This is a genomic window from Ruegeria sp. AU67, assembly GCF_900312795.1.
GTDB lineage: Bacteria > Pseudomonadota > Alphaproteobacteria > Rhodobacterales > Rhodobacteraceae > Ruegeria > Ruegeria atlantica.
The window spans coordinates 1-24,559 of sequence record NZ_OMPH01000002.1 but is presented as its reverse complement, the minus strand read 5'-3'; the positions used below and the strand labels follow the sequence as shown (position 1 = coordinate 24,559).

Here is a 24,559-nt window from a genome sequence, read left to right as displayed (position 1 = left end):
AAACCTTGTCGCAGACAGAGCGGCCACTGGGCCGACTTCAGGGCTTGCTTGAAGAAAGCAAGTTCCGGAGGGATTCAATGGCTGACACACAGACTCGCAAACGGCGCGGAGGGGGACGGGCAGGTGCTGCAGCGCGCAGGGGCAGCGCGGTGATCGACCAAATGCCGTGGAACCCGCCGACCAATACCGACAAACCCACCGAACCGCTGGACCAAGCTGGAATCGAAGCAATCCACGAGGGGGCCATGCGCATCCTCGAAGAGATCGGGATCGAGTTCTACAACGAAGAAGCCCTTGGCATCATGAAAGAGGCAGGCTGTACGATCAATGGCGACAACGTTCGCATGGGTCGTGACTTTGTGATGGAAATGGTGGCCAAAGCGCCGTCAAAGTTCACGATCACGCCGCGAAATCCTGACAAGACGATTGAAGTTGGTGGCAAAACCCTGCTGTTCGGGAACGTGTCTTCTCCTCCGAACTACTGGGATCTTGAGATTGGTACCAAGGTGGCCGGAAACCGCGAGATGTGCCGGAATTTGCTGAAGCTGACGCAGTACTTCAACTGCATCCACTTTGCGGGGGGCTATCCGGTCGAACCGGTCGATATCCACGCCAGCGTCCGACATCTGGACGTGCTCTATGACAAGCTAACGCTGACCGACAAGGCGATGCATGCCTATTCGCTGGGTAAGGAACGCGTTGAGGACGTGATGGAAATGGTGCGGATCGCTGGGGGTCACAGCCATGAAGAGTTCGAAGCGACCCCGCGGATGTATACCAACATCAACTCGACCTCACCATTGAAACACGACCATCCGATGATTGACGGCTGCCTGCGCCTAGCGCGGCGCGGGCAGGCGATTGTCGTGACGCCGTTCACACTGGCAGGTGCGATGGCGCCGGTTACGATGGCTGGTGCGGTCGCGCAGTCCCTAGCCGAGGCGCTGTGCGCAATTGCGCTGTTCCAATATGTCCGGCCCGGAATTCCGTGTGTTATCGGGACGTTCACGTCCAACGTTGACATGAAATCCGGCGCACCAGCATTTGGAACGCCCGAATATATGCGCTCAACCCAGATGACCGGCCAAATGGCAAGATACTATGGTTTGCCGATGCGGTCTTCGGGCGTGTGTGCGGCGAACGTACCCGATGGGCAAGCTGTTTGGGAGACGTCGAACTCACTTTGGGCCGCTGTGCAGTCGGGTACCAACATGGTGTATCACGCGGCCGGATGGCTTGAGGGCGGGCTGATTGCGAGCCCCGAAAAATTCATTATGGATTGTGAAATTCTGCAGCAAATCCAGCGATACATGCAGCCCGAGATCACAGCGACTGGCCCGGACGAAATCGCGCTGGATGCTATCAAGTCTGTCGGGAACGATGGCCATTTCTTTGGTATTCAACACACCCAGGACCGCTACACGACCGCATTCTACCAACCCTTCCTGAGTGATTGGAAAAACTATGAAGGTTGGGATGTGGCAGGTGGTATCTGGACGGCTGAGCGCGCCCACCACATGTTCAAGGAAATCGTAACCAGCTTTGAGCCCCCGCCGATAGATGACGGGATTCGCGAGGAGTTGGAGGACTTTGTTGCCCGCCGAAAGGCCGAGGGTGGCGCGCCGACGGATTTCTAATGTAACAACAGTGACTTCCAGATTGAGACTCTGTCGGATTGCCATCACCGCAACGTGTTTTTTGGCTATTTGTTAAGGATTATCTGTCCAGATTGGGGCGTAACCAATTTGGGGCATCTCATGCATGGTCTGATCAATCGGGCAATACAATCATTTGTTTGCGCGACTTATGGACAACCCTGCTGGCGGCGGGTGACCGAGGCTGCGGGCCTGGGTTTTGCCGAGTTTGAGGCAATGCTGCTTTATGACGACGCCATGACCGCGCAGGTTTTGGACGTGTTATGTGCTGACCTGAATCGTCCACGGGCCGAGATACTGGAGGATCTTGGAACCTATCTGGTGTCACACCCCAATATGGAAGATTTGCGCCGACTGCTTCGGTTCGGCGGTGTGACATATGTCGAATTCCTGCACTCGCTGGATGACTTATCGGATCGTGCCCGCCTTGCAGTATCCGATCTGCGTCTGCCAATGCTGGAGTTGTGTGAGGTGTCACCGGCAGAATATCACTTGTACTGCTACCCCTGTCTGCCAGGCTATTCCAGTGTGATGGTCGGCGTATTACGGGCAATTGCAGACGATTATGGAGCATTGGCCATGCTGTCGCATGAAGGGCAGTCCGGCGACGCTGAGGTCATCACGATCGTTCTGATCGAAAGCGCGTTCGCCGAAGGGCGTCATTTCGATCTGGGGGCACGCAAATCATGATGCAAGCCTTTGAACTCTCGGCTCTTTTTGACACGTTGTGCCCCATGTTCGTGATGGTGGACGACAAAGGCATGATCGTAAACGCAGGACCAACGCTGCAAAAGCTTCGCCCGGTCCATCCGATGCGGGGTCGCGGTTTTCTGGACGTTTTTGAACTGGTTCGGCCACGAACAGTTACAACGATTGCTGGGCTGCTGTCTCTGGCCGGTGGCAAAGTGCATCTGAAATTTCACGACGAGCCTCGGACCGCGCTGACCGGGCTAATCGCGCCCTTGCCAAAGGGGAACGGGGCCATCATCAACCTGTCCTTCGGGATTTCGATACTGGATGCAGTTCGTGACTATGCCCTGACCAGCGCGGATTTCTCTGGCACGGATCTGGCGATCGAACTGCTGTACCTGGTTGAGGCGAAAACAGCCGCGATGGAGGCATCGCGCTCACTGAACCTGCGACTGCAGGGAGCTATGCTGGCCGCTGAAGAACAGGCGGTGACAGACATGTTGACGGGGTTGAAAAACCGCCGTGCGATGGATGTGGTTCTCGGCCACCTGATCTCTGGCAATTGCGCTTTTGCGCTTATGCATTTGGACTTGGATTTCTTCAAAAGTGTCAACGACCGCCTTGGCCATGCGGCGGGGGACTTTGTGTTGCAACAGGCCGCATGCATTATGGTGGAAGAGACACGAAATGAGGACACGGTCGCCCGGATCGGTGGTGATGAGTTTGTTATAATTTTCAAAGGCCTGGTCGACGAAAGTGTCCTGACTAAAATAGCTGGGCGCCTGATCAGCAGGCTATGTCAACCCATGATGTTTCAGGGTGCCCCGTGCAAGATTTCGGCCAGCATCGGAACGGCCTTGTCCACGCTGTTCGGCACGCCGGACGCGGCAGAACTGTTGAATGCAGCCGATCAGGCGCTGTATGAGGCAAAGAGGCAGGGGCGTTCGCGGCATTGTCTGTACTCGGCACTTGCGACCACTGGGCTGAAGCCGGCCAGTTCTCAATGACTTGTGAATCCGCGCGGGGCGGGTATTTAAGTTAATCCAGCGCAATAGCCCGTGTCAGAATTTCCGCAATATGGCGCTTGATCGGGGGAAGCTCTCCGACAACCGGCATCACGTGGCCTTTGAACCGCGCTCGCTCTAGCTCCTGTGGCACGTCATCCAAAACATGCCCGCCGGTGCAGGCAAAGAAGGGTAGGCACAGAGAGTGATCGCCAGCCCCGGTCGCGGCTTCGGCAATGGACGGGGCCTCTTCCACAAACCCGACGCGGATGGATTGGAAGGTCACGTACCGGGCCAGTTCCCTGGAAAACTCAATGGCGACAGCTGATGGATTGCGGCTGCGACCCGATCCATGTGCCGCCAGAACCAGATCCGTTTTGCCCGCGTCCCACCCCTTGCCCGATAGCGCATCCAGCAACGCGCCCGCAGCCAAAGCGGGGAGTTCTGGGTCAACGCCCAACGGGTCCAGAATTTGGATGTTTCTATCACCCAGACGCTTGGGCAGCGCACGTGTCACGAACCACCCCTTGGCCATAAAAAGGGGATAGATGACAGTGTCGTCGGGCAGTTCATCCAAACGAGCCTCCAGCATTCCAGGCGCAGCAAGCGTAGCTGAATGAACGCTGACGCCATCGCAATACGCATCGACCTCTGCCGCATAGGAAGCTAGCGACGCTTCGGCAGGGGCCGGGTCCGAGGGTTGGCCGTGGGCGACGATCAGGGCGTGCGGCATTTAGGAGTATCCTGTGGCTTTTCAGTTAGGTGTGTCCGGCTGGTGCAAAGTCAATCCGTGGGACGTCACGCTATCCCAATAATGTCAGCCAAAACCAGACTGTCAGGATCGAGACGCCGGTTCCGACCAGAACGGACGAGGCCGCGACCCGTTTTGCCCGTCCGTACATATTGGCAAAGATGTAAGCATTAAAACCGGGAGCCATCGCTGCCGTCAGCACGCCCGAGCGGAACAGGTCTTGCGGCAGACCAACTGTTGAGCCGAATAACCAGACAAGACTGGGATGCAGCATTAGTGAAATCGCGCAGACAAAGGCGATGGCGCGCAGGTCACCTTCGGGCTTGTACTTCACAAGCACTCCGCCAAGCGCGAACAGCGCCCCGGGCAGGGCGGCGCGAGTCACAAGGCCCAGCGCTTCGTCCACGACCGCAGGTATGCCAATACCCGACAGGTTCACGGCAAAACCCAGCGCGATGCCAAGGATCAGTGCGTTGCGGAACATGGCCGACAAAATGGATTTGACCATGCGGGGGCCACCTTGGCCGCGATTTCGAATAACCTCCATCACCGTGATGCCAACGCCGTAGCAAAAGGGTGAATGGAAGGCGATGATCGCATAGTTGCCGGTCAGGTTTTCGGGGCCATAGGCGCGTTCGGTAATTGGCAGTCCCAAAAGGACAGAGTTCGAGAACAGACAGCAAAACCCGATGGCAACGCAATCTTCCCAATCACGGCCAAAGATCAACCGTGCACCGAACAGACCAGCAGTGAAACACAGGCCAGCTGCTGAGTAGAAGCTGACCAGAAGCCGGGGATCAAAACTGGCACTCAGATCCAGATGCGAGATTGCAAGGAACAGAAGGCATGGGATTGCAAAGCCCTGGGTGAACTTCATCAACCCATCGATGTGGATTTCCTTGAAATAGCCCAACCGGGTCGAAGCATAACCTGCTCCGATCACAAGGAAAACCGGTAGAATGACGTCGATCAGACTTTGAAGCATTGCACCGCTTTGCAGGCTGGGCCGACGCAAAATTGCTGCGTCCCAGGTCGATTGCGTGGGGTCTTATAGCGCCTGATGGATCACCATTCCGTCATAGGCTGGGGTGATGTTGTCGGCAGTTTCTGCATCAACCGTGGCATAGTCCAGATCGATATGCATGTTGGTCAGGACCGCGCGCTTGGGGTTCAGTCGTTCGATCCAGCCCAGCGTCCTTTCCAGATGCGCATGGGTCGGGTGAGGTTTCCGACGCAGCGCGTCGATCACTAGACAATCCAATCCTTCCATCGTCGCCCAGGCTTCGTCGTAGATATCCGCCACATCCGGCAGGTACGCCAGGTTGCCCATCCGGAAACCAAGCGAGTCGATCGAACCGTGGTTGACCTTGAATGGCTGGAACGGGATCGGGCCTCCGGGGCCGTCCACCTCGAACGGGCCGTCGATGGACTTCAGGTCAAGGATTGGCGGGTAGGGTGAACCTTCGGGCTGGACAAAGGCGTAACCGAACCGTCCCAACAAGGCGTTCTGCGTGTCGCCATCGGCCCACACGGGCACGCGCTCGCGCATATTGAACACAATCATACGCAGGTCATCGATGCCGTGGACGTGATCGGCGTGCGAATGGGTGTAGATAACTCCATCCAGACGTCCGGTCCCGCTATCGAGCAATTGGCTGCGCATGTCGGGGGAGGTGTCGATCAGCACCGAGGTTGTACCGTCCGGGCCGTCCCGTTCCACCAGCAATGAACAGCGGCGACGGATGTTTTTGGGGTTCTTGGGGTCGCAATCGCCCCAGTGCCCGCCCAGCCGGGGGACGCCGCCGGATGATCCGCAGCCAAGGATGGTGCATCGCAATTCGGTCATGCAGCCGCCTTGTAGGTCGCTGCTTTGGTGAACAACCGGTCAAAATTTGCCTGCGTATGGGCAGCAAAATCGGCGTAGTCCATCCCAAACACCTCGGCCCCTTTGCGCGCTGTGTGGGCGGTATAGGCGGGCTCGTTCCGTTTGCCGCGATACGGGGGGGGGGCCAGGTATGGCGCGTCGGTTTCAACAAGGATGCGGTCGACCGGGGCGCTGGCAAAGATATCGCGAAGCTCTTGGCTTTTGGGAAAGGCCGCGATGCCGGACATCGACAAGTAGAACCCCAGCTCAAGGGCGGCTTTGGCCAGTTCGGCAGAAGATGAAAAGCAGTGCATCACGCAGGAATAGGGCGCGTTGCGGTGTTCCTGGGCCAGAATGCGGGCCATGTCGTCATCGGCGGCACGGGCGTGAATGATCAAAGGCAGGCCAGTGCGTTGGGCAGCCTCAATATGCACCCGCAAGGATTGCTTCTGCACCGCTGCGCTGTCGGCGGTATAGTGATAATCCAGCCCGGTTTCGCCGATACCTGCAAATTTGGGGTGCCGGGACAAGGCGACGAGTTCATCGACCGATGCCATCGGCTCATCAGCGGCACTCATCGGGTGCGTTCCAGCCGCGTAGAAGACGGGCGCGTGGGCCTCGGCGATGGCGCGGACGGTTGGTTCGTTCCGCAAGCGGGTGCAAATTGTTACCATGCGGGTCACGCCAGCCTCGGCAGCATTGGCCACGATCTGATCCAGCTGACCTTCGAAATCGGGGAAGTCCAGATGGCAATGGCTGTCGGTGATTTCGGGCGTATTGCTCATCTGCTCTGACCGGCGGTTTCCTGTATCTTGAACACCGTATCTAGGACCAGAGCGGCAGGGTCAAGGTTCACCGCCTGCCCATGACGCGCACGTGCGGTGATCACTGCAGCGACCTCTGCCCATTTGCGGGCCTGCTGCGGTGAGGCAGACAGGCGGGCAAGGGTTTCTGCCTCGTTCGGAGCGGCCTCGGGCATCGGGGCCGCGCCGGTTGCACCGGTCAGCGCAAGCCGGGACAGGGCGACGTCGATCAACGTCAGTAACAGTTCAAACCGCTCGGCCGCGCCACGTTGGGCAGCAGCCTCGGCCAAGGCAAGCGCGCGCTGACGGTCCATTCGGGGCAGGGTGCCCAGAATGGCGATCAGCTCGGCGTAAATCTCAAGCCCGCCCAGGTTTATCAGGCGCACCGCATCACCCACGGACCCGGCAGCCAGTGCAGCCAAATGATCCGCCTGTCCCGGCATTTCTGTGCCGGTCTGCATCAGCGCGGCTTCCATATTCTCAGATCCCAGCGGAGACAGGCGCAGTGTCCGGCACCGCGACCGGATTGTCGGCAACAGACGCGACGGCTGGTGCGAGATCAGCAGCAGGGTGGTGCGGGCCGGGGGCTCCTCGAGCATTTTCAACAGCGCGTTGGCGGCGCTGACATTCATCTCATCCGCGGCATCCACAATCACAACGCGGCGACCACCGTCAGTCGAGGAAAGGCCGAAGAACTTGCCAAGCTTGCGGATATCATCAACCACAATCTCATTACGCAACCGCCCCTGATCGTTCAGAGATCGGGTAATTGCGGCCAAGCCGGGCTCGGCCCCAGCCTGAATACGGTGCGCGACGGGGTGTTCAGGATCGATCTCAAGGCTATCGGGCGGTGGCGGTGCACCAAATAGCCCGTCATCCTCAGTCGGAGGTGTTGCCAGTAGAAATCGCGCGATCCGCCAGGCCAGCGTCGCCTTGCCGACCCCACGTGGACCAGTAATCAACCAGCCGTGGTGCAGACGCTCAGAGGTATAGGCACTTAGAAAAGCCTGTTCCGCCGCGTCCTGACCAAACAGGCGCAGTGTCTCGCGCGGGTGTGGGGCACCGGGTGCCTGATCCGGGGTTGGGGTGTCGTCGCTCATCTATCGTCTATCGCAAAGCTTGCAGAACGATATCTGTCACATCCTGTGCAACACTGTCCATGTCCCGGTTACCATCAACCACGCGGAAACGGTCGGAATACTCATTCGCAAGGGCCAGAAACCCTGCACGCATCTGTTGTTGCAGATCCAGCCCGAAATCTTCGAACCGTTCTTCTGTTCCCTGACGCCCCTTGGCGCGGGACAGCCCGGTTTCGGGGTCCATGTCGATCAAAACGGTCATGTCGGGTTCGCGCCCGATCATCAGGTCTTGCAATTGATCGACCAATCCCCGCAGATCGCCGCGCGACAGGCCCTGATACATGCGGGTGCTGTCGGCGAAGCGGTCGCAGATCACGACTTTGCCCTCGGCCAGCGCTGGCCTGATCGTGCGTTCCAAATGATCCCGGCGGGCCGCCGTAAACAGCAGGATTTCCGTCTCTGCAGACCAGCGATCCGGGTCACCTTCCAGAACAAGGCTTCGGATCTCTTCAGCGCCTGCAGATCCTCCGGGCTCGCGGGTCAGAACGACATCGTAACCGAGGCCACGCAAATGTTCGGCAAGCATTCGTGCTTGTGATGACTTTCCAGACCCGTCAATACCTTCGAAGGTCAGAAACAACCCTGCCTTCGTCACATCGCCTCCAGCGGATTGCCGATCACGTCTTCTAGAACAATACCGCCAACGGTTTTCATGCGCACGACAAAGCCGCCTACAGGCACGTCTTTGGCCGCGAACAGTGGGCGACGGATTTCGGGCAATCCTTCGGGTGTGATCACCAGCTCAGCCAGTTTCTGCCCCTTTTCCACAGGCGCGTTGATCGGACCTTCGTAGACGACCTCAGCTTTGACGTCCTTGTCATTGAGAACTGGGAACAACAAGGTCAGATCCCCTTCGGGCACCAGCCCAACAGTTTTTTCGGCGCCCATCCAAATCTGGGCTTCGGCTATCGGCGTTTCGGCGTCGGCAATGGTCCTCTCGACAAAATTGCGAAACGACCAGTTAACCACGGCCTCAGCCTCCTCTGCGCGACGGGCGGTGCTATCGAGGCCGGTCAGGACAAAGACAACCCGACGGTCGCCTTGCTTGGCCGAGCCGACAAGGCCGTAACCCGCCTCTTGCGTGTGCCCGGTTTTCAGGCCGTCGGCCCCGATCCCCAGTTTCAGCAGCGGATTGCGGTTGCGTTTGTTCGACGGCGCACGGCCATCAAATTCAAATTCTTCTTCAGCGAACAGTGGGTAGTATTCCGGAAAGTCGCTGATCAGCCGGTTGGCCAATACGGCAAGGTCATGGACCGACATCATGTGGCCTGCCGCCGGCCATCCGTTCGAGTTGGCGAAGTTCGAGTTGTCCATGCCCATCTGCTTGGCGCGCTGTGTCATGTAGCGGGCAAACCCGGCCTCGGTCCCATCGGGGCTTAGCGCCTCGGCAATCACCACGCATGCGTCGTTGCCAGACAATACGATGATGCCGCGCAGCAGATCTTCGACGCTGACACGATCCTGCGTGTTCAGGAACATGGTCGAGCCACCATAACTCATGGCGTGTTCCGACACGGGCAAGGTTTCACCCAGGGTCAGGCGGCCATCTCGCAGCGCCTCAAACGCGACGTAGAGCGTCATCAGTTTGGACATCGACGCAGGCGGCAGCGGCTGGTCTGCTTCTTTCGACAGCAGAACCGTTCCGGTCGTCTGATCGATCACATAGGCCGCGCGGGCGGTTGTGTCGAAAGCGTGGGCGGGCAGGGCAAACAGCGCCAGCCCGAGGGTCAAAACAGATGATCGCAGTGAGGACAGCATGGGGGCCTCCTAGGTTTCAATTTTTGACGGTGAACGCGTCGTTAAAGCCCAGGTCTTTGACATCGCGCTGCATTGCATTGCGTTCCGAGCGCGACGTGGCTGGGCCGACCAGGACCCTCCAGACCGTTTTGCCGTCCGAGGTTAGTTCTCGCACCTCAGCAGGCATTCCGTTGCGGCGGATCTTGTTGGCAGCGCTATTGGCGTTGGTTTCAACCCCGAAAGTGCCGACCTGGACGAACGGTTTTGACAAGGACGATACCGAAGCCGCCGTAGCTGCCGATGCGTCCGCTGTTGCGGCAGAGGGGGTTCCGGCCGGTGTGGGTTCTGCCGCGTCAATCGCCGCAGCCGCGCCCGCGATCGGGTCCAGCGGCGTTTCGGTGATTTCATCGGGCTTTTTCTTTTGCCACCATTTACGTTTGGCCGGTTGTTCAGTCGGGGGGGTAACCTCTGGGTCCACCAGTGAAGCCGATGATGTTGCTTCTGCCGTCGTTTCGACCACCTCAGTCGCTGTGTCGGTCGCCGTATCGGTCACGGCATCAGCGGCCACGGCCGCCGTGGCTGGTTTCTTGCGCTGCCACCATTTGGGCTTGGCCGGTACTTCAGTCTCAGTGACGGTTTCGACCGCCTCGGCGGCTGTTTCCGCCGCTGTGTCGGTTGCCGTGTCGGTCGCGGCATCTGCGGCTACAGCAGTCGCGGCGCCGGCCGCCGCCGCAGGTTTTTTGCGTTGCCACCACTTGAGCTTGGCTGGCTGTTCAGCTTCTGCGGCCTCACTTTCGGCGATGTCGGTCTTGGGCTCATCCGCTGCTGCGGTTTGCGTTTCTTCGACAGGGATCTCTTCGGCTGCGGGCTTTTCTTCAACCGGCTCAGGTTTCGCCTCGGGCGCTTTGCGACGCAGGGCGACGACATCAACCTGTGTAGGCGCGCCAGCCAGAATGCCCAGTTTTTCGGCCGCAGCAGAGGAAAGCTGCAGTTCAGGACCCGGCAGGTTTCTTTCGCGACGGAACAACGCGGCTGTAATCGTTTTATTGTTTTTGGGGTTTTTGACGCGCACACGTTCGGGCTGCGTCACATCCGGGTGGGCAACCCATATGCCGCCCAAAGACGGGCGGCCGTCCCAAAGTCCGGGCTCAGAAAGTTGAAACACCTCGGGCGCTTCGACATCATCTTTCGGGCTTCCGCTTGGAGTGGGGAAAAGGTCGGTCCGACCGTCTGGTGCGGATTCGGAACTCTGGGTATCTGCCGAGACATTTTCGGGGGAAAGCACCTCATCGCAACCAGCCAAAACCACGGACACAACGGCCAAAGCCGCTAACGCTCGCGGATGTGCGCGTGTCTCTGTCGCTCGCTTCATCTTGTCATCCCTTGCCTGATTGGGCCTCGTTTCCCGAGACCCGCCGCCGATTGCTGGTTCTGTATTGCCAGCCTGCTTCGGTCTTTCCTGCGGATCATAACGCGGCCAAAGTGTCATGGAAAGACCGCAGCGGGCGCTTCGGCAAGAATTCCCTATTTGGTCTTGCCACCGGTTCGCGATGGCCTTAGACCCGGCCCCACGCGGGGAGGTGGCAGAGTGGTCGAATGCGGCGGTCTTGAAAACCGTTGAACGTGAGAGCGTTCCCAGGGTTCGAATCCCTGTCTCCCCGCCACCCATACCCGTCTCACCTCAGTTGTGTTTTCTGACCCGGAATTGTGCCGCAATTCCCGCGAGTTGACGCATGCGCTTTCAATCAGAGACGGAGCAGACCGTACACTCAAAACGCAATTCAGGCCTCAGTCTCAGTGGCGCATTTTGGCGGGGTCGCTTTGGGCGGGATTTCCCTGATACCCGGAAATTTGCAGGGAATTTTCGTGAGATGGGTCTGGAACCCAGAGTTTCCCCTATCAGAACTGTATGTTTTTCAGAGGTTTATGCAGTAAATTCCCTAAAAGGTGGAACAGGGAATTTTCTTGAGCGAACAGGGAAATGTTCCCACGGATCAGGGAGGGCGAACCCTGTATCAGGGAGGCCGGTTCTTGAAGTGTCAAAAGTCGAACAGACATTCCTGTTCGGCCCAATCAAGTGCGTGGGTAACGCTGACCAGACGCTTGAGTGTGAGTTCGGGCGGCTGGGTGCCGTCGAGAATCGCGGCCTGAATCTTCGGTGAGAGAAAGGCGAGCTGGGCGCGGGTACGGATGAAAGCGCCGGGAATGCTTTCCCGGCGTGCAATCTCCATCAGTTGAACCCCGGCTTTCAGATCACGGGCCCAGCCATGGGCGCGGATCAGCATGGACCGGAGGTGGGGATCGGGTTGGGGTGCCATGTCTCCGGCGAGGTCTTGTCAGAAGAACTTGGCTTGAGCGGGGCAGGGCGGTTGCGTAGATTTTGCACATGACCAAACCTACCTCTTTCAAATACTTTAAGACCAGTCCCGAGATCATCCGCCTCGCTGTGATGTTGTACATCCGTTTCCCGCTCTCGCTTCGGAATGTAGAAGATTTGCTTCATGAGCGAGGCATCGATGTGAGCCACGAAACTGTCCGATACTGGTGGAACAGGTTCGGCCCGATGTTTGCATCAGAGATCCGAAGAAAACGGGTTCAGCAACTCCGAGCCTTTTCAAGGTGGAAGTGGCACGTTGACGAGGTTTTCGTGAAAGTGAACGGCAAACGCCACTATCTCTGGCGTGCCGTCGATCACGAAGGTGAAGTGCTTGAGGCCGTTGTCACCAAACGCCGAAACAAAGCTGCAGCACTGAAATTCCTCAAGAAATTGATGAAGCGCCACGGTAAAGCGGAAAACGTAGTGACGGATCGCTTCGCCTCATACAGAGCCGCGCTTAGAGAGCTGGGCGTGCTCAAAAAACAACAGACGGGCAGGTGGCTCAACAACCGCGTTGAGAATTCCCACCTTCCTTTCCGACGACGCGAACGCGCGATGCAGCGTTTCAGGCGCATGCGAAGTTTACAGAAATTCGCCTCCGTCCATTCCTCCGTCTACAACCACTTCAACCAGGAAAGATCGCTGACCAGCCGAGACACCTTCAAGCTGACCCGCGCCGCCGCTCTTGCCGAGTGGCGTCAACTTTGTTCCGGATAGGTTCACGGTTTCTGTGGCAAACTGAGACTGGTTCGAATTCGTCTGACAGCACCGCAGAGAGCCCATATGGCCTCGTATTAGAATTGGGCCAGCGCGTGACTACTCAATAGCGCACAGTATCTGGTTCCGGCCATCCCGGCAGCTTTTCTGGCGCAGGGACGTCATGGCGTTCCACCCATTCCTTGATCGCAGCCCAATAGTCTTGAGGTTTCGCCGTGTACCGGCGGGAATGCAGATCACTCATGGTTCGCTGTAACTGCGGATACCATTGGATTTTGAGCTTGAGACCATGGGATTTTGCCCAGATGCGCAGCGCGGCTTCCCAGTCCGTCACGGGACGGGATTCTAGCTCTTTGTGGAGGTCAAACGGGATTCGATTGGGCCATGTCATGCGGAACAAGTAGCGAACAGGCACAACTTGTCCAAATGGTTTTTGATGCTTACCGTTAATGCTATGTGCAACTTGTATTCAAACACCATTCCTGCCGACGCAATGCGGAAGTTGTTCGATGTGCCGGCTGAACGCGACATGCTAGGAAACGCAGAACCCCTTCCTGCGATATTCCCGAAGCACATGGCCCCAGTTGTCCGCAAAAACAAAGATGGCGATCGCGAATTAGTTCCGCTTAGTTGGGGTTTCCGCACTACCAAAAAATCAAAGAAGACCGACGCTATAATCCAGCCAAATGCCTGGAACAACGCTCGTGATGACAAGGTGCGATCAAGTGGACTTTGGAAGGGAAGCTTTGAGAAAAGGCGTTGTTTGGTGCCTGCCAGCTCGTTTTGCGAGGCGAAGGGGCGCAACCCGGCCACTTACCATTGGTTTGCACTGACAGGCGATGAAAGCCGCCCTCCGTTCGCCTTCGCGGGGATGTGGCAGGTTTCGCGGTACGAAACGAAGGAAGGCTCGGAAAGAGCGGAAACCTTTACCGTGATAACCACCACAGCAAACGAAATCGTCAAACCGATTCACCCGCAGAGAATGCCGGTCATCTTGAAACCTGAAACATACGACCAATGGATAAACGGCAGCGCAGATGAGGCGTTCAAACTACTGCACCCATTCGTTGCAGATCAGATGCGGATAATACGTACTGGTGAGGGCGAGCGATCAGATCCGGTTGGATGATCGCTCTTTATTGCTGACCTTTGAATGCCATTACGAGCCCAAAGCCGCTGTTGCCGAGTGATCTGGTAGCTGCGGGTGCATTAGTCTGCTCTCCGCGCACTGCCGACCTTGGCCGCCTAGGTGCCCGTCAATTGTCCGAATGAAATGATCGGAAGTCTGCTGTGAGCCCAGAATGACGGGTGCTGCAGCGGGCGCGAACGGCAGTTTAAGCATAAATCTATTCGTCTAAGCTCAGGAACTTATCCACTTTCATTGCAAAATGTAACGTCGACGCAGCTCCCAACCCAAACACCCCGAGCTGCCAGAAAAAATTTCCACCAAGATTCAGTACGATAATAAACGCAATTCCCGTTCCAAAAAGCAATGCGCAGACCACAAATACGAGCCGTACAAACCCACCTGTGACCCAAAGATACGCATCTTTTACCCGTCGCAGGGTTGATGCAAGTAAAGCTGAAAGTTGGAAGTACATGCGGTTACCTCTACAGCCCCGCCCGCGTTCAGGAAAGCCTAAGATGACAATTCGTAAGCTGCAATATGCTGGCTGAGTGCTGGGTCAATACACTTAAAACGGTCATTGCAACTCGGAAGACCAACGACAGCTAAGTCCCGCTCAGCCGACCTTGATGCCGTCTGTACTGGCCCGATGCCCAACCGAAACCGTCAGATGACTGGTTTGAGCCCTTACCGGACCTCTACAGTCATGTAGAGCTTCGCGCATGCAGCAAGCCTCAATCAACGGAAACCAGACATCGCCCGCGTGGCTAGCAAATGGCTGTGATGCGGACATTCCCGTCCTTCGCTGCACAACGCCTGAACTGGTCAGAAGGCCACCAAGCCGCCATTCGCTGCGTTTGCAGCACTGGACCCCAGCAACGGCGGCAATGCGCAGAAAGCGGGCTTTGTAAAGTTACGCAAAAGATCCTTAGTCAACACGTAGAAGTAAGCGAAAAGGTTACGTGACGCTAATTCAGGTGCTCTGGAGTGCGGCAGCCGGAAAACTCTCCTGCGCAAATGAAAGTAATTTCGACTTACTACTCCTCTACTCTTTCCGCATCTTCGTAATCTCGAAGCAAGGCGTTAGTAAACTGAACAAAAAGAGTTATGAAGACGCCAACACCCGCAAATATGTAGACAACCGTGAAAAGCTTGCCCAAATCGGTTGCAGGTGTGAGGTCACTGAGCCCTACGGTGGAAATGGTTGTCGCGCTGAAATATAGAGCGTCTACCCAGGACCAGCCTTCCACGCCAGCGTAGAATACTGTCCCTGAAAGCAGCAGAAGGATTGCCAATACGAGTGCGCCACGAAACCGTGGACTGCTCCAAGACCTGACAATTGCTTTTAAGAGCCTGTAAAAATTGAGATAAAGTGCGAGCATTTCTGCGTCCGATCCTTGGGGCTGATGTGGCAATTTTTGATCCCAAGCCTGTTCTCGTCAAGGATTTCACTCGCTGCATGCTGCAATCTCTTGCTGGGGTAACAGTTTTGGTAAAGCGACTACTTTGGTTTATTCCCTATCGTCGTATTTATTTTTCCGATGAAATTCAGACGGCAGCGCACAATAAATGCTCTTGTAGTAGCTTCCGAAGCGACCGAGATCAGAGAACCCATTGGTCAGTGCCGCTTGTTTTATAGCGCTTCTCTCACTTTGCAACACTGAGAGTTTATCATGAACTTTTGACAGCCTTTGAAGGGCAAAAAACGCGAGGGCGTCTCATCAAAACACTGCGAAATGCAGCGATAAGTGTTGGGGCGCTGATATCGAGCTTTTGACAGATGTCTGCAACAGACGTTCTTCGTTGGTCATTGGAGGCGTGTATTTCTCGTGCCTGCCTGACCAAGCTAGATTTCCGGGCTTGGCTGTCAGGAATGACGTTGCAGTGTGATGAGGCTAAGGCGAATGAAATGGCTAGTATCTTTGCCATGTGCAGTTGCAGTGCAGACTGGCTGTTTCCTAAGTTGGATTGTGCCATCACCCATCCGAGCGTTTGCACCAGCGCCAAATGTGTTCTCCGTGACAGCTTAAAGACAACCGTCGAGCTCATTCGACAAGCAAGGCTCTCTCCACCGACTACGCACAGTTCTCTATGAAACAAGTTGGCTGGAACGCGACCGCACAGTGAATTTCGCCCGCTCGCGATCACTTCGCTTTCGTCCGCTCGAATGTTGATGAAAACGGAACGCTGATCCAGTTAAAAACCATTTACCGACCACAGCTCGGACGCGATGATGGGCGCTGTAAAATTGGCATGGTCTTTGCTTTGTGCGGTGCTCACCAGAGCCTTTGGTTCAAAACACATTCTCGAAAGTCGAGATTGCCCGATTTTGACGCCAGAAATTTTGCCTTCGTCTCCACCTGGTCCCTATTGCACAACACTACCATTGAAAACATGCCCAGACATCGCTTGGCGCACAGTTGTAGAGAAGGTTTTCAGATCGCTTTGCACTTTGGCCTTTAAATTTTTCATACCGAATTTTCTCGATACAACACTATGATGAGTTACAAACAAATATAATAAGTCGATGTGTCCCAAATGGAGTAGGATATGCGGAACTTTCTCTATTCAACTATTCTGTCGTCTTTTGCAGTCTGTGTCGCGGTTCCGGCCTACGCTCAAGAAGGCACTGAAAAAACACTGTTCACAAACGTACACGTGTTTGATGGGGTCAACGAAACACGCATAGAAAACGCTAATGTGTTGGTTGAGGGTAACCTAATAACGGCGATTTCGACTGATCCCATAGATGCAGATGGCGCGACGGTAATTGACGGCGGTGGGCGCACCATGATCCCCGGACTTATCGACGTACACTGGCACACGACTTATGCATACACGCCAGCAGCTGTACTCGTGATGAACCAGGGCGATATGGCAGAAGTAGCCATTCGAAGCATGACTGGAGCACAGGAAACTCTAATGCGTGGTTTTACAACTGTCAGGGACCCCGGCGGAAACTCATTTTCTATCAAAAAGCTTATCGATTCAGGCGAGTATCCAGGTCACCGCATTCTACCTTCCGGCCCATTCATGAGTCAGACATCAGGTCACGCAGATTTCCATAGTATTCTCGAAAACCCGAGAAGTTCTGCGTCCGAATTGAGCTACTGGGAAAGAAATATGATGGCCATGGTGTCGGACGGAGTACCGGAGGTAAGAAAAAGAACCCGCGAGATTCTAAAGATGGGTGCAACCCAAGTGAAAATCACAACCGGTGGAGGCGTTTCATCTCAGTATGACCCACTGGACGTGAGCGAATATTCTGTCGATGAAATCGAGGCAGTCGTTGAAGAGGCCACAAACTTTAACACATATGCGTTAGCGCACGTCATGACGGACAGAGGAATTCGTACATCGGTAGAGGCGGGAGTGAAAAGCATCGAACACGGGTTCTTCGCTTCTGAGGATACTCTAAAATTGATGAAAGAGAACGATGTGTGGCTGAGCCCGCAACCCATGTTCAATGATGATATGGTTTGGGACAGCCCTGTCAGCGCAAAAAAGTGGAAGCAAGTTACTGATGCGGTAGATTCACTTTATCCGATGGCCGCCGAGATTGGTGTCAATATAGCTTTTGGAACAGACCAACTTCTTGATGCTTCAAAAGCCTATCAACAAAGCGATTACTTGGTTCGGTTGGGAACGTGGTTCACGCCTTACGAAACTTTGAAAATTGCTACTTCGGAAAACGCTCGTTTACTTGAGCTTAGCGGTCCCCGGCACCCTTACCAGGAAGGTGCACTGGGAGTTATAGAGCAAGGTGCCTATGCTGACCTGATCTTAGTTGACGGCAACCCGCTGGAAAATCTCGAACTTGTCGGCGATCCGGGCAAAAACTTTGTCCTGATAATGAAAGACGGGACGGTATATAAGAACGATCTTTAGCTATCTTCGTTTAATGGCCGGGACTTTTTGGGTGCGGGTGATGGGTGTCAAAGGCAAAGCTCTCAATGACGCTCCGACACCGTATGCCGGAGAAAGGAAAGTCAAATGCGCAAAATTCTGTTTTTTTTGTTCTCGTACCTTATTGTCGGCTCGACTGCATTAGCGGAAATTGAGTACCAGGAATGGTCCGACTTAATCGACCAATCCTCTCAAGAGTACGATGACCCATTCAAGAGTCTATCGGCCGATCAATTGGGCAGTCTTATTGAAACGGTAAGATTGAAATCAAACTTGGAGTCCAATTCTCTCTCAGACAAAACGCGTCAGGGCCTCGAAGCTAGATTGACGAGTGCTGAAGGCCTGCTGATTGACGCCGGTATAGATATCGACTGGCTGCTATCACAACGCTGGATCGTTGCGGAAAACAGAAAGAAAGCCGCAACGGCGGGAAATCCGCGAATTGATGGTCAGGTCATTCGTTTGTCAGGGTATGCTTTGGCGGCCCCTGATGATCCTGATGGCACCAAAACCATCTACCTTGTCCCAGAAAGAGGCATGTGTAGCCACACACCGCCCCCGAACCCCAATCAGCTAGTACGCGTACGCCTGACAGGGGACTGGCTACCGGAGCGTTTACATGAACCTGTCAGGCTCACTGGCAAGATATCCATTTCGCCGTCAGAAAGGACCATGCACCTTGTTGACGGGTTCGTTCCGATGCGTGCAACTTTCGAACTGGAGGCAAGCAATGTCGAAACGGAGGATGAACTTCTAAAGGCTGGTTTAATCTTACCGATAGATGCGGTGCGAAAGCGGGCGTCCAAAATCGGATATAGCGGGTCAGGCGCTCCTAGGTATAGCGCATCCAGAGCTTCGGAAGTTCACTATGATGGAACCAAGTAGATTCTGACTGCTAATTTAGGGCTTGTTCGCAACCGTTTCGACTTAGTCGGAGACCGTTCATCAAATCGTCCACAAAGATCAGGCATAATAGAACTTCCGCTTTGGGCTGCGACCTGCCGGATGCATCCGCAGCGCCCGTACTAAAGGGCAACGACCGCAAAGGGCTCAATGTGTCAGTCGAAGCACGCCGCAGAGAACGACGGCTGCGAGCCCATTTTACCAGATGCTGGACTTAGCACCAATGTCCGCTTCAATCTGGGTGGGTTGAGCAACACACTCAAAGGGTGATTGCCTTGCTGGCCAACATTACTTAGGCATGAAAGCAAGTGCATTTCGGTGATACAAAATGTTTATAAGATTCTCGGTTTCGATCTCAGCCTTGATTTGTGTCGTTGGGCTTATTCTCACGTTGGTTCTGTTCTTCGATCCCATTCGTGCGAATTGGATGGGCACTGAAAATTCCAGTACTGAAACTATCGCAAATACAATTATCGAGGTTGGAGCCCAGCCGGTTGCTGGAACAGTTGACCCACATCTTATCGCATATGTCCGTTACCGGACGGGTCACAATGGAACTCAGGAGTTTTCATACCAGTTACGGATGCTTGAAGACTTCAGATTTGCAGGTGATAACCCCCAGAATCTCTGGCTCGAAACAATGCGCCCTGACTGGCCTCAGCATCCGGATGTTTCGCCCATCATAGGAAATTCTTGCTTAGAACCGCATCTTGGCGAAGCACTAACGAATGACAAAGACCTCGCGCTCGCTTACTCGAATTATGTGGTCTGCCGTGTTGTTGCCCAGAAACCTGATGGGTTTGACGGCGTCTATGACCAAGATGCGTTTCCAAAAGCAGTGATTGGGTTCCTCTGGGGTGCACCTAATCATCAACCAGTTTCGTTGTCGCGAGAACGCTGTAATGCTGAAGCACGCATTTGGGCAACAACGATTGCGCAACCTGATGACAAGTTTATTTTATGTGTAATTGTTGTGGATGCCTCAGAAGGTGTCGTTGAGAGCTATGCCTACGAGCTGTCATCCGACTACGTTTTTGCTTTGCCACAAAGTGGGTCCGAGGTGGCATCGCGGTGGCGGCGCAATCCGACCAAGCGGCGAGCTTCGGCCAACTTGCAAACTTACCTCCAGATTCAGCGCTGGATTAAAAACGACGGTGGCCGAGAAAATGCACTAAAGGAATCTGGCCAAGACATCTTGACTACGATTTCTGAAACACAGCCGTCGCGAGATTTTAGCTTTGTCGAAGGCACCATCTCAGATCAGATGATCACGCTGACAATTGAAGTTAAAAGACCGAACGAGTTCCGGACTTGGACTGGCAACACTGCCGCTCGCAAAGCAGCAAGCTGGCTGCGGAAACCATTATGCAATTCGGAACATGGCGCGGCTCTGTTGGCGTACCAATGGAATGTAACGAGCTTCCGCGTGACTTTTGTTAAACCGGACCAGTCCCCGCTACGGGAAACATGGCTACCGCCAGTGCTCTGTATCTGAGGCTCGATGTTGTAAGCAGACATTGGAGAGCTTGACGTGGATGGCGGGTTTGTCCGCATAGTTGCTGTACACGCCTCCAAGACACTGCACCTTTGATCCAAAGTCCGCTTCCTGTGCATTGCCGCCGTCACTAAGGCCTATTGCTGCACTAGTAGCGAAGGTCTGCTTGGTGGCCGGGGATGGCGATTGCGGGCCCGGGAAACGCCAGAGGATTACATAGATTGACTAAGCGACACTGAGGCAAAGCATGCCTTAGTGGAGCGCAATTTATGAGCCGGAACAACTTCGAAGCCTGCCTAGCGCACGTGCTGAAATGGGAAGGCGGCTATGTCGACCACCCCAAGGATCCGGGCGGCGCGACAAACCACGGTATCACCCGCAAGACGCTTTCCGCGTTTCTTGGCAGGGCGGTCACCAAGGCTGAGGTAAAAGCCCTGACCAAGAACCAAGCCGGGCAAATCTATCGGCTTCGCTATTGGAACAAGGTCAAAGGCGATGAACTGCCTCAAGGGCTGGACGTGGTGGCGCTGGATGGCGCTGTGAACTCTGGCCCGTCGCGCGGTGCAAAATGGCTGCAAACCGCCTTGGGTGTCACGGTTGACGGGGTCATTGGCCGTGGAACGCTTGGCGCGGCTATCAATGTTATCGATCGGGTCGAAGTCATTCAGCGGGCCTGCGCCGCGCGCATGGGGTTCCTGCACAAGTTGCGGACATGGTCGACGTTCGGGCGCGGTTGGGCCCGTCGTGTGGCAGATACAGAGGCCGAAGCTGTCGCCATGGCCACGCAATCACCCGAGCGTGTGAAGGTTGAGGCCGACAAAGCCCAGAAAGCCCGCGCCACGCAGGCCAAAGGCGCACGCGCGGCCCCAGTGGGCGGCGGCGGTGCACTGCTGGTTGATCTGCCGCAATGGGTCTTGTGGTCCGTTATCGGCGTTCTGACCGTTTGCACCCTGATCCTTGCCCTGAACGCAGCGCAGCACGCGCGCCGGGCGGATGCTTACCGTAAGAAATTGGAGGAAATGACCAATGGCTAAACCGTGGTGGTTGTCGAAAAGGTCTTGTCAGAAGAACTTTGCTTGAGTGGGGCAGGGTGGTTGCGTAGCTTTTGCCCATGACCAGACCTGCCTCTTTCAAGTATTTCAAAACCAGCCCAGAGATCATCCGTCTTGCGGTGATGCTGTACATCCGTTTCCCGCTCTCGCTTCGGAATGTCGAAGATTTGTTGCACGAGCGAGGCATCGACGTGAGCCACGAAACTGTCCGATATTGGTGGAACAGGTTTGGCCCGATGTTTGCTGCTGAGATAAGGCGGAAGCGTGTTCAGCAACTGCGCGCATTCTCTAAATGGAAGTGGCACCTGGACGAGGTTTTCGTGAAGGTGAATGGCAAGCGTCACTATCTTTGGCGGGCCGTTGATCACGAAGGCGAAGTGCTGGAAGCAGTCGTCACCAAACGCCGAAACAAAACTGCAGCGCTGAAATTCCTCAAGAAATTGATGAAGCGCCATGGCTGTGCGGAAGAGATTGTGACGGACCGCTTCGCATCGTATCGGGCCGCTCTCAGAGAGCTTGGTGCTACCGAAAAACATCAGACGGGCAGGTGGCTCAATAACCGCGTCGAGAATTCGCACCTCCCGTTTCGACGACGCGAACGCGCCATGCAACGTTTCAGGCGCATGCGAAGTTTGCAGAAATTCGCATCCGTCCATTCCTCCGTCTACAACCACTTCAACCAGGAAAGATCGCTCGCCAGCCGAGACACCTTCAAACTGACACGCACCGCCGCTCTCGCCGAGTGGCGTCAACTTTGTTCCGGATAGGTTCACGGTTTCCACGGCAAACTGAGACTGGTTCGAATTAGTCTGACAGCACCAAGCTGAGCGCCTTGGCTACGCGCTGCATAGCAGCAAGAAAAGCGGACATTGGGCCCGCTCGCAGCGAGGTCCGATGGTGCTATGACCGAGTTGCGGACGAAGCCGACGTCCAAGTCCATCGAGCAAATGCCCGCTATTGGGATTGCACACCCTTGATAATCTGTGCGTCTCGCTTGCCGGACGTCATCAGCCACCAAGCAAGCAGCGGAAAACCAACCAGCTCAAATGTCAGTGACGGAGCAACGGCTGCGCTGAAGATTACTTCGGTGTCCATGCCGCTTAGTCGAAACAGGCCCGCGATCGCGATCATAGCCGACAGAGTAATCAAGGTTGAACGAAACCTGTGCATTGCAAAGCCACCAACTACGAACACTGCACCGACGCCAAACCAAACCCCGCCAATGAACCGTATGTGGCTGTCTTGGGCATGAAATGTCGCGGCATCTGTAATCGCAACAAAATCACGCGTTGATTGCCATCCCAGCGTCTTGATCCCGCCTAGGCCGATATTCAATCCCAGAAAGATGATGGCAACACCAATGATCACAACAATAAAGTTCAGTAGGTTTATCTTGTTCATTTCACTTTTCCTAAATGCGTGCCCAGTAGGGTGATTATTATTTGGTACGCGTGCTATATAATAATACAATCTTGACAAAGCAAACATTATTTGGGACGCGTACTAAAATAAATCTGAAAGGGCCCAACCATGGCTAGAACCGCTGGCAGGCCAACCCGCAGTAAGGCTGAAATTCAAGAGTTTCGATCAAAGATCGGGAAACACGCGCTCGAGATTTACCGAGCGGAAGGCTTCGGAGCGGTGTCAATTCGCCGTTTGGCCAAGGAGGTCGGATGCGCGCCGATGACGATCTATGCGCATTTCGAGGGCAAGACGGATATTCTACGATACCTATGGGCAGACGTGCTTCGGGACATGTCTCGGGACATCGAGACGAAGCTGAAGTCGGTCGTTGGCCCGCGTGAACGGCTGCGGTCAGCCGCACAAACCTTTGTCAATTATTGGATTGATCACCCTGATCATTTTCGATTGGTCTTTATGTCCACTAACGTAACGCGGGCGGATGTCAGTGCGTTCGTAATGGACGAAGAAACCTTGGCCCACTTCCGGATGTTTTCGAGTTTGATCAAAGAGGTTCTTCTGGAAGACCATGAAGTCAAAATGAGCACTGACACGCTCATATCCGGAATGATCGGTATCGCTCTGTGTGTGAATACGATCCCCGATTACCCATGGGCTGACGCGACATCAATGACCGAGCAATTACTTACGAGCATCATTGAATAAACCAGTTTACAATGATGAAACGCTGACTTTCGTACGGTCTTGTCAGAAGAACTTTGCTTGAGCGGGGCAGGGCGGGTGCATAGCATTTAGGAATGACCAAACCTGCCACCTTCAAGTACTTCAAAACCAGTCCTGAGATCATCCGCTTGGCGGTGATGCTGTATATTCGGTTTCCACTCTCGCTTCGGAATGTCGAAGATCTGCTGCATGAGCGAGGCATCGACGTGAGCCACGAAACTGTCCGATATTGGTGGAACAGGTTTGGCCCAATGTTTGCTGCCGAGATCAGACGAAAGCGTGTTCAGCAACTCCGAGCCTTTTCAAAATGGAAGTGGCACGTGGACGAGGTCTTTGTGAAGGTGAATGGCAAACGCCACTATCTCTGGCGTGCGGTCGATCACGAAGGTGAAGTGCTGGAAGCGATTGTTACCAAACGCCGAAACAAAGCTGCAGCGTTGAAATTTCTTAAGAAATTAGTGAAACGCCACGGCAAAGCTGAAGAAGTAGTCACAGATCGCTTTGCATCCTACAAGGCGGCGCTCAGAGACTTGGGTGCGTTGGAAAAGCAAATGACGGGCAGATGGCTCAATAACCGTGTTGAGAATTCGCACCTGCCGTTTCGACGACGCGAACGCGCTATGCAACGTTTCAGGCGCATGCGAAGTTTACAGAAATTCGCTTCCGTCCATTCCTCCGTATACAACCACTTCAACCAGGAAAGATCGCTAGCCAGCCGAGACACCTTCAAGCTGACCCGCGCCGCCGCACTTAGCGAGTGGCGTCAACTTTGTTCCGGATAGGTTCACGGTTTCTGCGGCAAACTGAGACTGATTCGAATTCGTCTGACAGCACCAGAAGAAACTTATTGAGGCGGGCAGGGCGAGCACTTAGCGTCGCAGGATGACAAAACGCAGCCCTTTTCGCTACTTCAAGACGAGCCCCGAGATCATTCGTCTGGCCGTCATGATGTATGTTCGGTTTCCGCTTTCGCTTCGCAATGTTGAAGATCTTTTGCACGAGCGCGGCATCGAGATCAGCCACGAAACTGTGCGTTATTGGTGGAACAGATTTGGCCCGATATTCGCAGCAGAGATCCGCAGAAACAGGGTCAATCGGATGCGATCTTATTCGAACTGGCAGTGGCATCTGGACGAGGTCTTCGTGAAGATCAATGGCGAGACGCACTACCTATGGCGGGCTGTGGATCACGAAG

At 55.1% G+C, this 24,559-nt stretch carries 26 protein-coding genes and 1 tRNA gene; 14 read left to right on the top strand and 13 right to left on the bottom strand.

Going from position 1 to position 24,559, the window contains the following annotated elements:
* Positions 1-77: 77 nt before the first annotated feature.
* The 3 genes from DK510_RS00315 (at position 78) to DK510_RS00305 (ending at position 3,352) form a co-directional block, all read left to right on the top strand.
* The gene (locus DK510_RS00315; protein ID WP_109310421.1) at positions 78-1,637 is read left to right on the top strand and encodes a trimethylamine methyltransferase family protein; all 1,560 of its coding nucleotides are present in this window, start codon (positions 78-80) and stop codon (positions 1,635-1,637) included.
* A gap of 120 nt (positions 1,638-1,757) precedes the next feature.
* The gene (locus DK510_RS00310; RefSeq protein WP_109310420.1) at positions 1,758-2,345 is read left to right on the top strand and encodes a heme NO-binding domain-containing protein; all 588 of its coding nucleotides are present in this window, start codon (positions 1,758-1,760) and stop codon (positions 2,343-2,345) included.
* The gene (locus DK510_RS00305) at positions 2,342-3,352 is read left to right on the top strand and encodes a GGDEF domain-containing protein (RefSeq protein ID WP_109310419.1); all 1,011 of its coding nucleotides are present in this window, start codon (positions 2,342-2,344) and stop codon (positions 3,350-3,352) included. The genes DK510_RS00310 and DK510_RS00305 overlap by 4 nt, the downstream gene beginning before the upstream one ends.
* Positions 3,353-3,383: 31 nt before the next feature.
* Here the strand turns inward: DK510_RS00305 and DK510_RS00300 are convergent, their stop codons facing one another.
* From DK510_RS00300 to DK510_RS00265, 8 genes are all read right to left on the bottom strand, one after another.
* Positions 3,384-4,082 (bottom strand): CbiX/SirB N-terminal domain-containing protein, encoded by a 699-nt coding sequence (locus tag DK510_RS00300; protein ID WP_109310418.1) that lies wholly within the window; start codon positions 4,080-4,082, stop codon positions 3,384-3,386.
* 70 nt (positions 4,083-4,152) lie between these two features.
* On the bottom strand, positions 4,153-5,085 hold the full coding sequence (locus DK510_RS00295; protein WP_109310417.1) for an AEC family transporter: 933 nt from the start codon (positions 5,083-5,085) through the stop codon (positions 4,153-4,155).
* Between the two features lie 63 nt (positions 5,086-5,148).
* On the bottom strand, positions 5,149-5,946 hold the full coding sequence (locus DK510_RS00290) for an MBL fold metallo-hydrolase (RefSeq protein WP_109310416.1): 798 nt from the start codon (positions 5,944-5,946) through the stop codon (positions 5,149-5,151).
* On the bottom strand, positions 5,943-6,749 hold the full coding sequence (locus tag DK510_RS00285; RefSeq protein ID WP_109310415.1) for a TatD family hydrolase: 807 nt from the start codon (positions 6,747-6,749) through the stop codon (positions 5,943-5,945). The genes DK510_RS00290 and DK510_RS00285 overlap by 4 nt, the downstream gene beginning before the upstream one ends.
* Entirely contained in the window at positions 6,746-7,867 is a 1,122-nt protein-coding gene (locus tag DK510_RS00280) for a DNA polymerase III subunit delta' (RefSeq protein WP_109310414.1), read from the bottom strand. The genes DK510_RS00285 and DK510_RS00280 overlap by 4 nt, the downstream gene beginning before the upstream one ends.
* A gap of 7 nt (positions 7,868-7,874) precedes the next feature.
* Entirely contained in the window at positions 7,875-8,501 is a 627-nt protein-coding gene (gene tmk, locus DK510_RS00275; protein WP_109310413.1) for a dTMP kinase, read from the bottom strand.
* Entirely contained in the window at positions 8,498-9,664 is a 1,167-nt protein-coding gene (locus DK510_RS00270; protein WP_108861555.1) for a D-alanyl-D-alanine carboxypeptidase family protein, read from the bottom strand. Before DK510_RS00270 ends, tmk begins: the two co-directional genes overlap by 4 nt.
* Positions 9,665-9,680: 16 nt before the next feature.
* The gene (locus tag DK510_RS00265; RefSeq protein WP_109310455.1) at positions 9,681-11,015 is read right to left on the bottom strand and encodes an SPOR domain-containing protein; all 1,335 of its coding nucleotides are present in this window, start codon (positions 11,013-11,015) and stop codon (positions 9,681-9,683) included.
* 202 nt (positions 11,016-11,217) lie between these two features.
* Between DK510_RS00265 and DK510_RS00260 the strand changes: the two genes are divergently transcribed.
* Positions 11,218-11,307 (top strand) — tRNA-Ser (locus DK510_RS00260).
* A 375-nt stretch (positions 11,308-11,682) separates the two neighbouring features.
* On the opposite strand, the gene DK510_RS00255 is transcribed toward DK510_RS00260, so the two are convergent.
* Positions 11,683-11,961, bottom strand: a complete 279-nt coding sequence (locus tag DK510_RS00255) for a hypothetical protein (RefSeq protein ID WP_160116411.1) — start codon at positions 11,959-11,961, stop codon at positions 11,683-11,685.
* Positions 11,962-12,029: 68 nt separating this feature from the next.
* On the opposite strand from DK510_RS00255, the gene DK510_RS00250 reads away from it, so the two are divergent.
* A complete protein-coding gene (locus tag DK510_RS00250; protein ID WP_109310411.1) occupies positions 12,030-12,737 on the top strand; it encodes an IS6 family transposase in 708 nt (235 codons plus the stop codon).
* A 103-nt stretch (positions 12,738-12,840) separates the two neighbouring features.
* Here DK510_RS00250 and DK510_RS00245 read toward each other — a convergent pair whose 3' ends face one another.
* Positions 12,841-13,071 carry a hypothetical protein gene (locus DK510_RS00245; protein WP_160116410.1) on the bottom strand — a complete coding sequence of 77 codons (231 nt, stop codon included), beginning with the start codon at positions 13,069-13,071 and terminating at the stop codon, positions 12,841-12,843.
* Positions 13,072-13,155: 84 nt separating this feature from the next.
* On the opposite strand from DK510_RS00245, the gene DK510_RS00240 reads away from it, so the two are divergent.
* A complete protein-coding gene (locus DK510_RS00240) occupies positions 13,156-13,866 on the top strand; it encodes an SOS response-associated peptidase (protein WP_234998829.1) in 711 nt (236 codons plus the stop codon).
* 217 nt (positions 13,867-14,083) lie between these two features.
* On the opposite strand, the gene DK510_RS00235 is transcribed toward DK510_RS00240, so the two are convergent.
* Both DK510_RS00235 and DK510_RS00230 read right to left on the bottom strand, forming a co-directional pair.
* Positions 14,084-14,338 carry a hypothetical protein gene (locus tag DK510_RS00235; RefSeq protein WP_109310408.1) on the bottom strand — a complete coding sequence of 85 codons (255 nt, stop codon included), beginning with the start codon at positions 14,336-14,338 and terminating at the stop codon, positions 14,084-14,086.
* A 562-nt stretch (positions 14,339-14,900) separates the two neighbouring features.
* The gene (locus DK510_RS00230) at positions 14,901-15,245 is read right to left on the bottom strand and encodes a potassium channel family protein (protein ID WP_109310407.1); all 345 of its coding nucleotides are present in this window, start codon (positions 15,243-15,245) and stop codon (positions 14,901-14,903) included.
* A 1,168-nt stretch (positions 15,246-16,413) separates the two neighbouring features.
* On the opposite strand from DK510_RS00230, the gene DK510_RS00225 reads away from it, so the two are divergent.
* The 5 genes from DK510_RS00225 (at position 16,414) to DK510_RS00205 (ending at position 21,986) form a co-directional block, all read left to right on the top strand.
* Positions 16,414-17,751 (top strand): amidohydrolase family protein, encoded by a 1,338-nt coding sequence (locus tag DK510_RS00225; RefSeq protein WP_109310406.1) that lies wholly within the window; start codon positions 16,414-16,416, stop codon positions 17,749-17,751.
* Between the two features lie 105 nt (positions 17,752-17,856).
* A complete protein-coding gene (locus DK510_RS00220) occupies positions 17,857-18,654 on the top strand; it encodes a DUF3299 domain-containing protein (RefSeq protein ID WP_109310405.1) in 798 nt (265 codons plus the stop codon).
* 346 nt (positions 18,655-19,000) lie between these two features.
* Positions 19,001-20,167 (top strand): hypothetical protein, encoded by a 1,167-nt coding sequence (locus DK510_RS00215; protein WP_109310404.1) that lies wholly within the window; start codon positions 19,001-19,003, stop codon positions 20,165-20,167.
* Between the two features lie 269 nt (positions 20,168-20,436).
* A complete protein-coding gene (locus DK510_RS00210; RefSeq protein WP_109310403.1) occupies positions 20,437-21,201 on the top strand; it encodes a glycoside hydrolase family 108 protein in 765 nt (254 codons plus the stop codon).
* Between the two features lie 77 nt (positions 21,202-21,278).
* Positions 21,279-21,986, top strand: a complete 708-nt coding sequence (locus DK510_RS00205; RefSeq protein WP_109310402.1) for an IS6 family transposase — start codon at positions 21,279-21,281, stop codon at positions 21,984-21,986.
* 187 nt (positions 21,987-22,173) lie between these two features.
* Here the strand turns inward: DK510_RS00205 and DK510_RS00200 are convergent, their stop codons facing one another.
* The gene (locus DK510_RS00200; RefSeq protein WP_109310401.1) at positions 22,174-22,620 is read right to left on the bottom strand and encodes a DUF4345 family protein; all 447 of its coding nucleotides are present in this window, start codon (positions 22,618-22,620) and stop codon (positions 22,174-22,176) included.
* A 129-nt stretch (positions 22,621-22,749) separates the two neighbouring features.
* Here DK510_RS00200 and DK510_RS00195 point away from each other — a divergent pair, with 129 nt between their 5' ends.
* The 3 genes from DK510_RS00195 to DK510_RS00185 form a co-directional block, all read left to right on the top strand.
* The gene (locus DK510_RS00195) at positions 22,750-23,346 is read left to right on the top strand and encodes a TetR/AcrR family transcriptional regulator (RefSeq protein ID WP_109310400.1); all 597 of its coding nucleotides are present in this window, start codon (positions 22,750-22,752) and stop codon (positions 23,344-23,346) included.
* A 92-nt stretch (positions 23,347-23,438) separates the two neighbouring features.
* On the top strand, positions 23,439-24,146 hold the full coding sequence (locus DK510_RS00190; RefSeq protein ID WP_109310399.1) for an IS6 family transposase: 708 nt from the start codon (positions 23,439-23,441) through the stop codon (positions 24,144-24,146).
* 100 nt (positions 24,147-24,246) lie between these two features.
* Positions 24,247-24,559 (top strand): DDE-type integrase/transposase/recombinase (locus DK510_RS00185; RefSeq protein ID WP_160116409.1); only part of this gene is annotated, 313 nt, incomplete at its 3' end.